Here is a 15,575-nt window from a genome sequence, read left to right on the forward strand (position 1 = left end):
ACTATGAGCGGCGATCTGTTTACATAACAGACTCAGGTATCGCATTAAAAAGCGGATCAGATAGCCCGGGGCGCACGGCCTGCGACAACTTGAAGCACCCGCCACGCAGGGGCGCAAACGCCAGGTAGAAACAGCGGCGGAGGAAGTTGATCAATGCCAGTCAAATCACCGAACCACTGTCGGTGGCTTTCAAGTGTCGGCGTCCATCCACTGCGCCGGCGACGGTCAAGGCGTTGGCCTCGGCTTCGGTGATGTAGATGCGGTGGCCTTCGATGTCCACTGCCGACATGGCTTTGCGGCCATCGGTGACGATGGTCACGTCGGGACACAGACGAATGTATTCGCCATTTTCGGTGGTGAAAAAGCCGGTCTGGTTCTCGATGCGTACAGTCATGGCGGAATCCTTTTTTTAGCGGAGTCTAAAGATTCAGGCCGCAACCACCGGACATCGTTCTGTGCAACCGATTAATGGTCGCTGCGGTCCACCGTCCATGGCCCCCCTCAAGGACAACCCCATGAACGCCTGGTGGCACGAAGTCTGGGTGACCCTGCAAGCCGAGTTCGCCGACATCACCGATGCCTCGCAACTGACGCGGATGACCGTGCGCCTGTTGATGGCCGCCGTGCTAGGTGGGATTCTCGGGTTCGAACGCGAACACCAGGGCAAGGCTGCTGGCGTGCGCACCCATATGCTGGTGGCGATGGGGGCCGCGCTGTTCGTGCTGGTGCCACAGATGTCCGGCTCACAGGCCGACGCCATGAGCCGGGTGGTGCAGGGCGTGATCGCCGGGATCGGTTTCCTGGGGGCCGGCACCATCCTGAAAAACCAGGAGGGCGACGAAGGCCACGTCAAGGGCCTGACCACCGCCGCCGGCCTGTGGATGACCGCCGCCATTGGCGTTGCAGCCGGGCTGGGCCGGGAGGCGACGGCGGTGCTCAGCACACTGTTGGCGCTCGGGGTGTTCAGTGTGATGCCGAGCATCGTGAGGCTGATTGACAAGGATCGCGGGCCCTAGGAGGTATTCACCCGGTCTGCGGAGGTCGCTTCACAATCTGATTCCTGCTCGTCGCACTTTGATTCCGAGAGTTCATGCTGGCTGTAGTCCATTTCACAGTGCAGCAGATGATTCTCCAGATCCTTGATGATTGAGCTTCTGGTTGAAAGCTCAGAGCGATTGCGTTCGGCATCGAAGCAAAGAAATTCGTAGTTGAATATTTTCAAGGGAAGGCCAGCCGTCGGTTGATCGTTCACGGTTGAGCGCGTGGTGCTGTGCGCTCGCTATGTCTGTGAATTCGCTGACGCTGGAAAAAAAAGTTTTCATGGCTGGCCACGCTCAAGACTGATGGAGTGGTGGCTATATAAGGCGCAGGGTGCAAGTTCCGTAAAGTGTCGAACGGGCAGAACTGGTGTTTTCGGATCGGTACTACGCGTTCTTGGGAAGTGTCATTCATTTTTCATGATCGTCCCTGGCTTTGAGGCAGGAACGATCAACTGTCTTCATTCAGGATTCACAATCACCGGCGGCATCGTCGCGGGTGGTTCTTCCCTTGGCGGCGGGGTCGTGCCGGGCGGGTCCTGTTCGGGCACCGGTTGAGGATCCGTCGGCGGGATCACCGGGTCATCGATGTTCGGATCGGGGGTTTCAGCCGGGAATGGATTGTTCATTGTTCAAGCCTCCGGTGGCACATGGCGTGAGTCGTGCTTAAGTAGGTGGACTGCGGCGCGAAGGATTTGATTCCGCAAATTGTCGCTGAACTTTTCCCGACGACTGTCGCTCGGAACCTAAAGTGAGTCCATTCCGGGGCGGATGGCCCGACGGGATGGCGACCAGACACCAGCGCGTCCATGGGGCGTAAGGAGAGAGGCTCGATGACGGCTGAAAAACCGACTGAGTTGAGCTACAACCCGCACATGCCGCTGTCGCAGGCGTTGTTGCTGCCGCGTATCGTCATTGAAAACATCATGCCGACCCTTGAAGGCGGGCAGTTCGCGGTCAAGTCCGTGGTGGGTCAGGATGTGGTGGTGACGGCCAAGGTGTTCGCCGACGGGCATGACAAGCTGGCGGTTCGCGTACGCTGGCGGGCCGATGACGAGGACGTTTGGCACAGCGCGGTCATGAACGATCTGGGCAACAACGGCTGGCAAGGGCAGTTCCGTGTCCACAGCCAGGGCCGGTATCTGTTCTGTATCGAAGCGTGGATCGATCAGTTCGCCAGTTTTCGCTATGAGCTGGAAAAGAAACATGCGGCGGCGGTTCCCGTCAGCCTGGAGCTGCAGGAAGGGCGGATTCATGTGCAGCAAGCCGCCGAACGTAGCGAAGGGCAACTCAGCGAGCAACTGGCGGCCTTGCACCATGAACTGTCAGGACTGCTTGAAACCGAGCAGGTCGCACTGTTTTTGCACCCGCGTAGCGCCGACCTCATGGCCCGCGTCGATCATCGCGCCTATCTGAGCCTGAGCCCGGAGTACCCGGTGGATGTGGAGCGCGAGTTGGCGCAGTTTGCCAGTTGGTATGAACTGTTTCCGCGTTCGATCACCGACAGTCCGCAACGCCACGGTACTTTCAACGACGTGCATTCGCGGCTGGCGATGATCCAGGACATGGGTTTCGACGTGCTGTATTTCCCGCCGATCCACCCGATCGGGCGCAGCTATCGCAAAGGCCCGAACAACTCGCTGACGGCGGGCCCCGATGATCCGGGCAGTCCCTATGCAATCGGCAGCGAAGAGGGCGGGCACGAGGCGATTCACCAGCAGTTGGGCACCCGCGAAGACTTCCGCCGACTGGTGGCGGCCGCCGCGGCCCATGGTCTTGAAATCGCCCTGGATTTTGCCATCCAGTGCTCCCAGGACCATCCGTGGCTCAAGCAACACCCCGGCTGGTTCAATTGGCGACCGGACGGCACGATCAAATACGCGGAGAACCCGCCGAAGAAGTACCAGGACATCGTCAACGTCGACTTCTATGCCCCCGAGGCGATTCCCAGCCTGTGGGTGGAACTGCGCGACATCGTGGTCGGCTGGGTCGAGGAGGGCGTGAAGATCTTTCGCGTCGATAACCCGCACACCAAGCCGTTGCCGTTCTGGCAATGGCTGATCGCCGATGTACGGGCGTTGTACCCCGAGGTGATCTTCCTCGCCGAAGCCTTCACCACCCCGGCGATGATGGCGCGCCTGGGCAAGGTCGGTTACTCCCAGAGCTACACCTATTTCACCTGGCGCAACACCAAGGCCGAACTGGCGACCTATTTCACCGAACTCAACGAATCGCCGTGGCGTGAATGCTACCGGCCGAATTTCTTCGTCAATACGCCGGACATCAATCCAGCATTCCTGCATGAATCCGGGCGCTCCGGGTTTCTCATCCGCGCCGTGCTGGCGACCATGGGCTCGGGCTTGTGGGGCATGTACTCGGGTTTCGAGCTGTGCGAGTCGGCGCCGGTGCCGGGCAAGGAGGAATACCTCGATTCCGAGAAGTACGAGATCCGCCCGCGGGACTTCAATGCGCCGGGCAACATCATCGCCGAGATCGCCCAGCTCAACCGCATCCGCCGGCAGAACCCGGCGCTGCACACGCATCTGGGGCTGAAGGTCTACAACGCCTGGAACGACAACATCCTGTACTTCGGCAAGCGCAGCTATGACGGCAGCAATTTCATTCTGGTGGCGGTCAGCCTCGATCCGCACAACGTGCAGGAGGCGAACTTCGAGTTGCCGTTGTGGGAAATGGGTTTGCCGGACGACGCCAGCACCCAGGGCGAAGACTTGATGAATGGTCATCGCTGGACCTGGCACGGCAAGCAGCAATTCATGCGGATCGACCCGGCGTATCAGCCGTTCGGGATTTGGCGCATTACTGCCTCATAAATACATCACAGACACCCGTGGCGAGAGGGCAATGTAGACCTGTAGGAGCCGGCTTGCTGGCGATGGCTGCGCATCAATTTACATGGATGGCGCCTGACACACCGCTATCGCCAGCAAGCCGGCTCCTACAGGCGATAGGTGCCCCATCCAAAGTTTCCCGGCTCTGTGGTGGTTACTTTGAATTGAACAGGAGTTTCACATGGCGAAGAAACCCAAGGCAGCCACGTTCATCAAGGACCCGCTCTGGTACAAGGACGCGGTGATCTATCAAGTTCACGTCAAATCGTATTTCGACTCCAACAACGACGGGATCGGCGATTTCCCCGGCCTCATCGCCAAACTCGATTACATCGCCGACCTGGGCGTCAACACCATTTGGTTGTTGCCGTTCTATCCCTCGCCACGGCGCGACGACGGTTATGACATCGCCGAGTACCGTGGCGTGCACAGTGACTACGGCACCATGGCCGATGCCAAGCGGTTCATTGCCGAGGCACACAAACGCGGCCTGCGGGTGATCACCGAGCTGGTCATCAACCACACGTCCGACCAGCACCCGTGGTTCCAGCGCGCCCGCAAGGCCAAAAAAGGTTCAGCCGCCCGGGACTTCTACGTGTGGTCCGATGACGATCAGAAGTACGACGGCACCCGCATCATTTTCCTCGACACCGAGAAGTCCAACTGGACCTGGGACCCGGTCGCCGGGCAATACTTCTGGCACCGTTTCTACTCTCACCAGCCGGACCTGAATTTCGATAATCCGCAAGTGATGAAAGCGGTGCTGTCGGTGATGCGTTACTGGCTCGACATGGGCATTGACGGCTTGCGCCTGGACGCCATTCCCTACCTGATCGAGCGCGATGGCACCAACAACGAGAACCTGCCGGAAACCCATGACGTCCTGAAACAGATCCGCGCCGAAATCGACGCCAACTACCCCGATCGCATGCTGTTGGCCGAAGCCAATCAGTGGCCGGAAGACACCCAGTTGTACTTCGGCGACACCGACAAGAAAGGCCTCAATGGCGACGAATGCCACATGGCTTTTCACTTCCCGTTGATGCCGCGCATGTACATGGCGCTGGCCCAGGAAGATCGCTTCCCGATCACCGACATTCTGCGCCAGACCCCGGACATTCCCGCCAATTGCCAATGGGCAATCTTCCTGCGCAACCACGATGAGTTGACCCTGGAGATGGTCACCGACAAGGAACGCGACTACCTGTGGAATTACTACGCCGCTGACCGCCGGGCGCGGATCAACCTGGGGATTCGCCGTCGCCTGGCGCCACTGGTGGAGCGCGACCGCCGCCGGGTCGAGTTGCTCAACAGCCTGTTGCTGTCGATGCCCGGCACGCCGACCCTGTATTACGGCGACGAAATCGGCATGGGCGACAACATCTACCTCGGCGACCGTGACGGCGTGCGCACGCCGATGCAATGGTCCATCGACCGCAACGGTGGTTTCTCCCGAGCCGACCCGGCCAGCCTGGTGCTGCCGCCGATCATGGACCCGCAATACGGCTACCTGTCGGTCAACGTCGAAACCCAGGCCGGCGACCCGCATTCGCTGTTGAACTGGACTCGGCGCATGCTCGCCGTGCGCAAGCAATCCAAGGCCTTTGGGCGCGGTACGTTGAAGATGCTGTCGCCCAGCAACCGGCGGATTCTGGCCTACACCCGCGAATACACCGGGGTGGACGGCAAGCACGAAGTCATTCTGTGCGTGGCCAACGTGTCGCGCAGCGCCCAGGCCGCCGAGCTGGATTTGTCGGCCTATGTCGGCATGGTGCCGGTGGAAATGCTCGGGGGTAATGCGTTCCCCCCCATCGGCCAGTTGAATTTCCTCCTGACACTGGCGCCTTATGGCTTCTACTGGTTCGGCCTCGCCGCGGAAAACCAGATGCCGAGCTGGCATGTGGAGCCCGCGCAAAGCCTGCCGGACTTCACCACGCTGGTGCTGAAAAAGCGCATGGAGGAACTGCTCGAGGCACCATCACGCACCACGCTGGAGCAAAGCATCCTGCCGAACTGGTTGCAAAACCGCCGCTGGTTCGCCGGCAAGGACGCCGCCATCGAACAGGTCGATCTGGCCTATGGCGTGCGCTTCGGCGATCCGCAGCATCCGGTACTGTTCAGTGAGATCAACGTCACCAGCGGTGGCCAGATCAGCCGCTACCAGTTGCCGTTCGGTTTTATCCCGGAAGATCAGGTGGGTACTCCGTTGCCCCAGCAATTGGCGTTGTCGCGGGTACGGCGCGGACGCCAGGTCGGCCTGATCACCGATGCCTTCAGCCTGGAAACCTTTGTGCATGCCGTACTGCAGGGCATCCAGGCCGGCACCGTATTGGCCTCCAGCGAGGGCGACATCCGCTTCGAGTCCACCGCCGAGCTGGAAAAGCTCGGCCTCAATGCCGAGTCGCCGGTGCGTTACCTGTCGGCCGAGCAGTCCAACAGCTCGGTGGTGATCGGCAACAGCCTGGTGTTGAAACTGATTCGCAAAGTCGCCTGCGGCGTGCATCCTGAGCTTGAGATGAGTGCCTACCTGACCGAAGCCGGGTTCAGCAATATTTCGCCATTGCTCGGTGCGGTGGTGCGCCGGGATGCGGCCGGCGAAGATAACCTGCTGATGATCGCCCAGGGCTATTTGAGCAATCAGGGCGACGCCTGGGAATGGACGCAGAACAACCTCGAACGGGCGCTGCGCGATGAACTGGCCGACGCCATGTCCGAGCAGGAACAACACTACAACGCGCTCGGCGAACTGAAAGATTTCGCCGCTATGCTGGGTCGGCGCCTGGGGGAAATGCATCAGCTACTGGCGGCACCGAGTGCCAACCCGGACTTCCTGCCGCAGGTCACCACGCAGAAAGATGCCCAGGCCACGGCCAAGGATGTGGCGGCACAAATCGAGCATGCGCTGGACTTGCTCAAGCAGCGTAAAAATCAACTGAACCCGGCGGACCAGATACTGGTCGGCCATTTACTGGACAACAAAAAAGCCATCCTCGGCCATGTACAAGCGTTGGGTAAACAGACCGCGGGCGGCTTGCGCATACGTGTACATGGCGATTTACACCTGGGACAGGTGCTGGTGATCAAGGGCGATGCCTATCTGATCGATTTTGAAGGAGAACCGGCGCGACCATTGCGTGAACGACGGGGCAAGCACAGCCCGTACAAGGATGTCAGCGGTGTGCTGCGCTCCTTCGACTATGCGGCGGCGATGGCGATCAATGCGCAGGGCGTCGAGAACACCCCAGCGGCCGATGCCGCGCGCTTGCGGGTCACCGAGCGCTACTTGAGCGAGGCGCGGCAAGCATTTGTCGACGCTTATCGGCTAGCGGCAGCTAGTCTTGCCCATGCATGGCAAGATCCCGAAGGCGAGGATGCGGCGCTTGCGTTGTTCGGTCTGGAGAAGGCGGCGTATGAAGTGGCCTATGAGGCGGAAAATCGCCCCACCTGGTTGCCCGTGCCGTTGCACGGTTTATATGGATTATTGAGTGGGCTTAAACCCTTTTCCGGTCTTGGTGGAGAGTAGTCATGAGTGTCTCGAACAAGGAACAGGGTCATCACAAAGAAGCGCTGCTGCCCAAAGCGCGGGATATCGATGCGTTGGTGCGTGCCGAGCATATCGATCCTTTTGCAATTCTCGGCCCCCACGCCGATGGCGTCGGCGGGCAGTTCATTCGCGCTTATCTGCCGGGCGCCCTGAGTGTTGAAGTACTGGCCAGGGACTCGGGCGAAGCGCTTGGGAATCTTCAAACCACGGAGACGCCGGGATTGTTTGTCGGGCATTTCCAGCGTGCACAGGCGTATCTGCTGCGCACCCGTTGGGCCGGCGGCGAGCAGACGGCAGAAGACCCTTACAGCTTCGGCCCCTTGTTGGGCGAAATGGATTTGTACCTGTTTGCCGAAGGTAATCACCGCGACCTCAGCGCGTGCCTGGGTGCGCAACTGAAAACCGTGGACGGCGTCGACGGCGTGCGTTTCGCCGTATGGGCACCCAATGCCCGGCGGGTCTCGGTAGTCGGTGATTTCAACGTCTGGGACGGGCGCCGGCATCCGATGCGCCTGCGTCATCCCACCGGCGTCTGGGAACTGTTCATCCCGCGCCTGCAAGCCGGTGATACCTACAAATACGAAATTCTCGGCGCCCACGGCATTCTGCCGTTGAAGGCCGATCCCATGGCGCTGGCCACCAGCCTGCCACCGGACACGGCGTCGAAAGTCGCGTCACCGTTGAAAGTCGACTGGCAGGACCAGAACTGGATGATGTCCCGGGGCGATCGCCACCGGGTGACGGCGCCCTTGTCGATCTACGAGTTGCACGCCGGCTCGTGGCAATGTGAGCTGGACGATCTGGGCGAAGTGGCCCGCCAGTACACCTGGCCCGAACTGACCGAGCGGTTGATTCCCTATGTGAAAGAGCTGGGCTTCACCCACATCGAACTGATGCCGATCATGGAACACCCGTTCGGCGGCTCGTGGGGCTATCAGCTGCTGTCGCAATTCGCGCCGAGTGCGCGCTATGGCACGCCCGACCAGTTCGCCGCGTTCATCAACGCCTGCCACCAGGCCGAGCTCGGGGTGATCCTCGATTGGGTACCGGCGCATTTTCCCACCGATACCCACGGCCTGGCCCAGTTCGACGGCACGGCCCTGTACGAGTACGGCAACCCGCAGGAGGGCTTCCACCAGGACTGGGACACGCTGATCTATAACCTCGGCCGCACCGAAGTGCACGGCTACATGCTGGCGTCGGCGTTGCACTGGCTCAAGCATTTCCATGTCGACGGCCTGCGCGTCGATGCGGTGGCCTCGATGCTGTACCGCGACTACTCGCGCAAGGCCGGCGAGTGGGTGCCGAACCGCCATGGCGGCCGAGAGAACCTGGAAGCCATCGATTTCCTGCGTCACCTCAACGATGTGGTGGCCCTGGAAGCACCCGGAGCGCTGGTGATCGCCGAAGAATCCACCGCCTGGCCGGGCGTCAGCCAGGGTACGCAACAGGGCGGCCTGGGCTTTGCCTACAAATGGAACATGGGCTGGATGCACGATTCGCTGCACTACATCCAGCAAGATCCGGTGTACCGCGCCCATCACCACAACGAACTGAGTTTCGGCCTGGTGTATGCCTGGTCCGAGCGCTTCATCCTGCCGATCTCCCACGACGAAGTGGTGCACGGCAAACACTCGCTGATCGACAAGATGCCCGGCGACCGCTGGCAGAAATTCGCCAACCTGCGGGCCTACCTGAGTTTCATGTGGGCGCATCCGGGCAAGAAGCTGCTGTTCATGGGTTGCGAGTTCGGCCAATGGCGCGAGTGGAATCACGATCAGCAACTGGACTGGTACCTGTTGCAGTACTCCGAGCACAAGGGGGTGCAGAAACTGGTGAGTGACCTCAATCGCCTGTACCGTGAAGAACCGGCGCTGCATGAGCAGGATGATGTGCCGCAGGGGTTCCAATGGCTGATCGGCGATGATGCGATCAACAGCGTTTATGCGTGGTTGCGCTGGAGCAAGGACGGTAAACCGGTGCTGGTGGTGGCCAACTTTACGCCGGTGCCACGCGAGGCTTATCGCGTTGGGGTGCCGTTTGCGGGGCAGTGGAGTGAGGTGCTTAACAGTGATTCGTCGATTTATGCCGGTTCCAATTACGGCAACAGTGGCGGGGCAGCGGCCGAGGAAACGCCGAGTCATGGGCAGGCGTTGTCGCTGGTGCTGAATTTGCCGCCGTTGGCGGTGTTGATGTTAAGGCCGGAGATATAAAGTATTTGCAGGTGCCTCCCTGAGTTTGCTTTTGTATGATTTATAGGGAGGCACCTCGCTGAGTTTTGGGGTATTGATCGGATCGTGGTGAACTCAATCATTGAGTCAGCAATTGATGTCGTCCTACACAAATATGTGCTGAGGTGCAGCGACTATTCTTGTGCTTAGTGAGGCGATCATTTCACTCCATGAGTCGGCATTGCCTGTTGAAATAAACTCTCTGAAGTCCCTGTCGTTGGCGTATTTTTTCAGTGCCGATTGCATATCGGGTTCGTTGGATGCCTCGATGAAGTCCTCTTCGTACGTGCTTTTTACAGTTAGTGTATATCTGCCCTCCAGCCAATCGAAAGCCATGATCTGGGCGTTGTATGTCGCGGAGATCGAGTCATCATTGATGTAATAAAAATCGGCAGTGTTCAATTCATCTAAAACATGCGTGTACTCATGAATTAGTGTGGTGGAGAAGAATTCTCTTGGGTCATTTAGTGAGGTGGTATTGATGTAGATATTTTTTAGTGTTGAATGACTATAAACAAAGGCGTAAGGTGGCAAACTGTTTCCAGTTTCAGGTTTAGTAATTTCTACAGCAACTATTCGTTGGGAGTTATGACCGTACTGCCTGCTGAGTGCGTAGAGGGATTTGAGTTTCTCTAGTAAAAGTTCCGGTGGTGCGGCTTTTCCCATGTAATCACTGATAATTCCAGAGTAGGTGCCATCATCTTCGTTGTTTACAATACTTTCCACAGCCTTGATTGCGTTGGCTATAGTAGTTCTTGAGTCATCTAAGCCGTTTTTTATTTTTTCGGCGAGCTCTGGGTTGTATTTCGTTATGGCTGTCATGCCTCGAGCTCTTATCGGCAGCTTACGCTCGAGCTGGCGCCGTTCAGCTCGATCTTCTTTGGTAATAAGCCCATCATCATCCAAAAATGTAATCGGGTTATTTTTCGTCATTCGATACAGATTCTCTCCATCCACATACCCCGCCGGATCCGGATTAATCCACCGCTGCAACCACGGCGCGTAATACCTGAACCCATAATAATAAAGCCCTGTCGCATCCCGCTCCTTGCCTGAATAACGCACGGTCTTGTACTTGGCTTCAGTGGCCGAGCGGGCCGCGAAACACGCTGTACCGCCAAACGGGTAGTACCATTCCTGGCTGATCAGGTCGGCGGTTTGGTCCAATTCCAGGGCGCTGGATTTCAAGTGGTCATTGAGGTTGTATCGCACTAGATCGTTGCCAATGTCTTCGGGTGGATTGGTGGCCCAATGCAGCACTTGCACGCTGTTGCTGCCTGCACTGGCATTGATCACGTGGAGGATTTCCCCCGTACCACCGTGCCTACGGATTTCCACACCGTGCAGGTAGCGCACTTCGCTGATCAACGTTCGGGCGTTGGCCTGGTTTGCACGGAGCTTGCGAACCCGCTGGCCGCCGCCGTCATAGAGGTAACGTTCGTAATCGTCATTGCCGTCTTCGCGAATCACCGGGCGCACGGTGGACAGTTGATTACGCAAATCCCAACCCATCGACTGGCCGGCTTGCAACTCACACAGGTTGCCATTGGCATCGAAACCGGTGGCCAGTTCGGCTTCAGTCGGTGGGCGGCCATTGCGCTCGGGCAGGCAACGGTTGCTGTATCGGGCGCGGGTCAAGGTGCGGCCATGGGTCTGAGCGCCGACATGTTTCAGGTCCAGCAGATTGCCGCCAGCGTCGTAGTGGAAGGTCTGGGTGTACTGGGCGATCTGGTTAGGGTCGAGGGGCAGGGGTTGCAGGTTGGGCAGGGCGGGGCCGCCGTGGCCGGTTTTGGCTTCCCATCCGGTGGCTTCGATCAATTGATTGAGGGTGTCGTAGCAATAGGTCTTGATCGGTTCGATGCGCTGGTTGTTGAAGTAGCGGATCGGTTGGGCGGTGTCCTGAAGGGTTCGTACGTTGCCGGCGGCGTCGTAACGGTACTTCAGATTTTGCAGCGGCGAGCCGTTGGCTTTGTGGGCACTCAAGACGATGAGGCGGCCATCCGCAGGGTCGTAGTGGTGGCGGGTGATCACGCCGTTGCCGGCGGTTTCCGACTCGATCTGGCTGAAGGCGTTGTACTGCAGATCGCTGACCAGCGTTCGTTCTGTCTGGCCGGGGCCGGCCAAGGTCAGTCGCGTGTCTTTCAGTTCGGCGGCGTTAGTGTAGGTAAAACGCTGATGATTGCCCAGTGCATCGATTTGCCGGAGCAATTCGCCGCTGGCGGCATAGTGCAGCGCGGTGGTGGCGCCGTCGGTGGGCTCAAGCAAGGCATCGCGCGCGACCACGTTGTCGGGCCAGTTGACCGGATCGGTCTCCAGCAAAAAGTGCCGGGTCTGTTGCAGTAGCGCCCCAGCAATGCCGAGTTCGCGCAGGTGCAGGGTTCCGGCCGGATCGTCATGGCGAATCAACTGACCGCACAGATTGTGCGAGGCGGCGTCGGCATCGACTCCCGCATAGGTAAAACGCTCAAGCACACACTTGGCGAAATCTTCACCGTCCTCATGCACGGCCACCGGTCGCAGCAGTTCATCGAACTCAGTCAGGGAGTGACTGCCTCGGCCATCCCAGGCCTCGACGCGCTGCCCGGCCGCACCGTGCAACGCTACTCGCCAACCCGCATCCACGCTGTCACTCGACAACGCTACAGCTGACAAACTGAACACCTGGCTGAGATTGGCCGGCACCGACAAATCGTCCTGCGCCAAGGCAAACAGATACGGATCACGGCTAGCCACGGGGCGGCCAGCGGCATCGAAGCGTTGATGCGTCACCCGCGCTTCAACCGGATCGACCGTCTGCCGCCGATGGTACTGAATTGCCCTGACCGCCAGCCCGCGCGGGTCTGCAACCGCAAGGGCCGGTGTGCCACGATGTAGATGTTCCAAGTCCCTGGTCATCATCAAAAATCCAGCCTTACTCCGAGTGTCGCCGTGCGTCCGTTCAGTGCATTGCTGTCAAGTTGGGTCTCGTAGCCAGCCTCGCCATACAGGCTCAAAGCGTTCGAAACCTGCAGGGTCATACCCATGCTCAGGTCCATGGTCGTGGACTTCTGCTGGGTGTCGATCGCCGTGAAGTTGTTGAAGGTCACCCGGTCGGTGCCGGACAAGGTATGCCAGACATTGCTGCGCACGTAGGGCAGCGCGGGCATGCCGGCCAGCTGATAGGTGCCGCGCAGTCGGGCACCGAGTCGAGCGGTTACGCTGTTGTCGGCATCGAAGTCGACATCGGAGATCCCGTCGTTCTGTCCGTCCAAGGCGCTGTGCTGGTTGATCAGTTGCACTTGCGGCTCAAGAACCCAGGACTGGAAAACCTGCAGTGGATAGCCGGCCTCGACGGACAACGTCATCGCGTGGCCGCGGGTGTTGAGCTTGACTGCGCGAATGGACTCGCTGTTGATGTCCAGTTCCGTCCACATCAGCACGCTGTCGATGTACCAGCCGTAGGGGTCAATGAGTGTCCAGTACAGGCCCACGCTATTGCCGCGCAGCGTACTCTTGCCGGCGTCACGGTGCTCGAATCCGCGATTGAAGCCGTCAATGTCGCCTTGCGCTCGGCTGTGACCGACAAAAAATCCGATCTTTTGCGTTTGTTCATCAGCGGTGGTCCAGCCGTACAGGTCGCTGCCGACCTGATAACCCGTCGTCGAACCGTCCAGACGCGGATTAACCGTGCCAGCAAAGGTCTGGCGGCTGTTACTGGCATAAAACCGACCCCAGCCGGCCGCCATTGTGCCTGTCTGATGTTGTTGGTTCTGATCGCCCTGGCGTTCATGGAAGGTGCCAAGGGCGGCCAGGGTCATCTGCTTGACGGCAGGCAAGAGTGCGGAATACACCGGGACTTCCGGGCGATAGATTGGAATTGGCGGTTTGCCGGGTTCGGTTTCCGGCAAGTCCGGTAAGGTCGGCAGAATTGTGCCGCCCGGATCGAGGATGACGCCTGGCAGCGGCACCGGAGGGTGTTCCGGTTCGGGCAAGGGCACGTGAGGGTCTTCCGGGTTGGGCAAGGGCACGTGAGGGTCTTCCGGATTGGGCAAGGGCACGTGAGGGTCCTCCGGGCCGGGCAGTGGAGGCGCCACGACGGCGGAACGCAAGTACCAGTTCTGGGCTGTGCCCGGGGTGACGCCACCCTTGAACAGATAGTACTCATAGGCTCCGGCGGAAATGGGTCCGGGGGAAGTGAACGCCCGGTCACTGCCCGTGGCGCCATTGAGCGCCTGCACCACCAGGATGCCGTTTTGTCGTGTCAGATCGCCAGCACCGGCGAGGTTGACGATGTTGATATTGGTGGAACCTTGCAGCGTACCTCGCTCCACCACCAGTTTGTCGCTGGCTGCATTGTCGCTGGCCAAAACACTGTGCAGGCGCAGTTGCCCATTGTCGCCAAAGTAATTGCCCTGGACCGTGAGTCGGTTGGTCGCTGTGGCGTTACCGCTGGTCATGTCGATCAGGCCCTTGTTGTTCAACGTCGCTAACTGTCCGGCGCTGAACGGTGTGATGCTGCCCTGGTCGACCAACAACACACTACCGCCGCCAACGTTGAACGTACCGGTGGCGGAAACGCTGTCGCCGAGGACGAAATTTCCATTCAGGTTGAAGCGCGAGTCGTTATCCAGATTCACGGTTTCCCAATGGGGGTAGCGTCCCGGGCTGGCGGATTGGCTGTTATCGAACGTCAGGCTGTCGTTGCCCGGCCCGCCATCGATGCCCGGTGTGGACGACAGGCTGGTTTCGTTGAGATTGTGCAGCAACGCTTGATCGTCGCCACCGCCCATCAGGATGGCCGAGTGAATCAGCCCGCCGGTATCCCAGGTGAAAGTGTCATTGCCGCGACCACCACGAACCTGGCCATTGATCTCGCCTGCGCTGACCGTGATCACGTTACCGCCGCCACTGACGATAATATTTCCGCCAACCGTACCGCCCTTGATGGTGACGGCGTTGTTGTCGGTTCCGGCGTCCAGGTCGCCGACGATCCGGCCACCAAGCAATTCGAATGAGTTAAGGTCCAGATTCATCGCGACCCGGCCAATGCTACCCCCGCTCATGAGGGCCTGTTCACTGTCTTCAACGCTACCGGTAATGGTGCCGGTGCTCATCGTGAAGACGTCATGGCCTGCGCCTTGGGACAGGGAGGTGATGGTGCCACCGCTGATGGTGAAACTGTCGTTACTAGCGCCCTGGGTGAAGGTGGTGGCTGAACCGCCGCTGACCTGCACGATGTTGGTGCCATCACCTTGGCGGATCGGACCGCTGATGGCCCCGTTGAAGAGCTGCAGGATGTTTGCACCGTCACCCATGTCCACGGCGCCAATGACGCTGCCTGAACTCAAATGCACAAGATCATTGCCAGCGCCAAAGGTGACATTGCCATTGAGGGTGCCGGTACCGCCTTGCGGAAATGTCAGGCTGTTATTGCCGCCCGTGTCCGAGAGCCCCGAGCCGGTGCCGCTGCTGCAGGTAAAGCTGTCATCGCCTGCAGTGGGCACCAGTGTGCAGTCGGCGTGAGAATTGAGCGGCCAGCCCGCCATGATCATTAACGACAGGGTGCCTGTGCCCAGGTACTTGAGAGACGAAAGTGCCTTACTCATGATCCATCCTCGCTCGATGGGATGTGCCTTGCCCGCTCCTGCGGGTCAGACCATGGCAATGTCGAAAGCGATACGGATCAGGGACTGCTGGTTTCCTGCATCGGAAAACATCGGGCTATGCAACCAGTTGGCATGGTTTTATCGACTGCACATCACAATGCACAGTGCTGTTTCCACGGTATCAACAGGTCAGTCGACGCGCTACTGTCAGAAATAACAGGTATTGAGGGAAAATAACGGTTCCAGGTACGGCGCTTGCGACGGAACGCCTACTGAGGAAACACCAAGCCTTCAGCAGACGTCCACCCCGTAACTGCATCTTTTGAGAC

The 15,575-nt window shown here is 59.3% G+C and carries 9 protein-coding genes; 4 read left to right on the forward strand and 5 right to left on the reverse strand.

Translation table 11 applies throughout. The annotated features are described in order from the left end of the window. Positions 1 to 160: 160 nt before the first annotated feature. Positions 161 to 394, reverse strand: coding sequence for a DUF3203 family protein (locus tag QMK54_RS14775; RefSeq protein WP_223596287.1), 234 nt, complete (start codon positions 392 to 394; stop codon positions 161 to 163). A 121-nt stretch (positions 395 to 515) separates the two neighbouring features. On the opposite strand from QMK54_RS14775, the gene QMK54_RS14780 reads away from it, so the two are divergent. Next, the gene (locus QMK54_RS14780) at positions 516 to 1,016 is read left to right on the forward strand and encodes an MgtC/SapB family protein (protein WP_223596285.1); all 501 of its coding nucleotides are present in this window, start codon (positions 516 to 518) and stop codon (positions 1,014 to 1,016) included. Here the strand turns inward: QMK54_RS14780 and QMK54_RS14785 are convergent. Both QMK54_RS14785 and QMK54_RS14790 read right to left on the reverse strand, forming a co-directional pair. After that, complete coding sequence (locus QMK54_RS14785; RefSeq protein WP_223596283.1) at positions 1,013 to 1,252, reverse strand: hypothetical protein; 240 nt, start codon at positions 1,250 to 1,252, stop codon at positions 1,013 to 1,015. The genes QMK54_RS14780 and QMK54_RS14785 overlap by 4 nt on opposite strands. 246 nt (positions 1,253 to 1,498) lie before the next feature. Further along, complete coding sequence (locus QMK54_RS14790; protein WP_181432150.1) at positions 1,499 to 1,666, reverse strand: hypothetical protein; 168 nt, start codon at positions 1,664 to 1,666, stop codon at positions 1,499 to 1,501. A gap of 204 nt (positions 1,667 to 1,870) precedes the next feature. On the opposite strand from QMK54_RS14790, the gene QMK54_RS14795 reads away from it, so the two are divergent. The 3 genes from QMK54_RS14795 (at position 1,871) to glgB (ending at position 9,643) form a co-directional block, all read left to right on the forward strand. Next, entirely contained in the window at positions 1,871 to 3,868 is a 1,998-nt protein-coding gene (locus QMK54_RS14795) for an alpha-1,4-glucan--maltose-1-phosphate maltosyltransferase (protein WP_320402806.1), read from the forward strand. A 199-nt stretch (positions 3,869 to 4,067) separates the two neighbouring features. Further along, the gene (gene treS, locus QMK54_RS14800) at positions 4,068 to 7,409 is read left to right on the forward strand and encodes a maltose alpha-D-glucosyltransferase (protein WP_320402807.1); all 3,342 of its coding nucleotides are present in this window, start codon (positions 4,068 to 4,070) and stop codon (positions 7,407 to 7,409) included. A gap of 2 nt (positions 7,410 to 7,411) precedes the next feature. Beyond that, complete coding sequence (glgB, locus tag QMK54_RS14805; RefSeq protein ID WP_320402808.1) at positions 7,412 to 9,643, forward strand: 1,4-alpha-glucan branching protein GlgB; 2,232 nt, start codon at positions 7,412 to 7,414, stop codon at positions 9,641 to 9,643. 123 nt (positions 9,644 to 9,766) lie between these two features. On the opposite strand, the gene QMK54_RS14810 is transcribed toward glgB, so the two are convergent. Then, positions 9,767 to 12,559 carry an RHS repeat-associated core domain-containing protein gene (locus QMK54_RS14810; RefSeq protein ID WP_320402809.1) on the reverse strand — a complete coding sequence of 931 codons (2,793 nt, stop codon included), beginning with the start codon at positions 12,557 to 12,559 and terminating at the stop codon, positions 9,767 to 9,769. After that, positions 12,559 to 15,246, reverse strand: a complete 2,688-nt coding sequence (locus QMK54_RS14815) for an autotransporter outer membrane beta-barrel domain-containing protein (RefSeq protein WP_320402810.1) — start codon at positions 15,244 to 15,246, stop codon at positions 12,559 to 12,561. Before QMK54_RS14815 ends, QMK54_RS14810 begins: the two co-directional genes overlap by 1 nt. Positions 15,247 to 15,575: the final 329 nt, after the last annotated feature.

Origin of the sequence: Pseudomonas sp. P5_109, assembly GCF_034009455.1 — a bacterium.
Taxonomy (GTDB): Bacteria; Pseudomonadota; Gammaproteobacteria; order Pseudomonadales; family Pseudomonadaceae; genus Aquipseudomonas.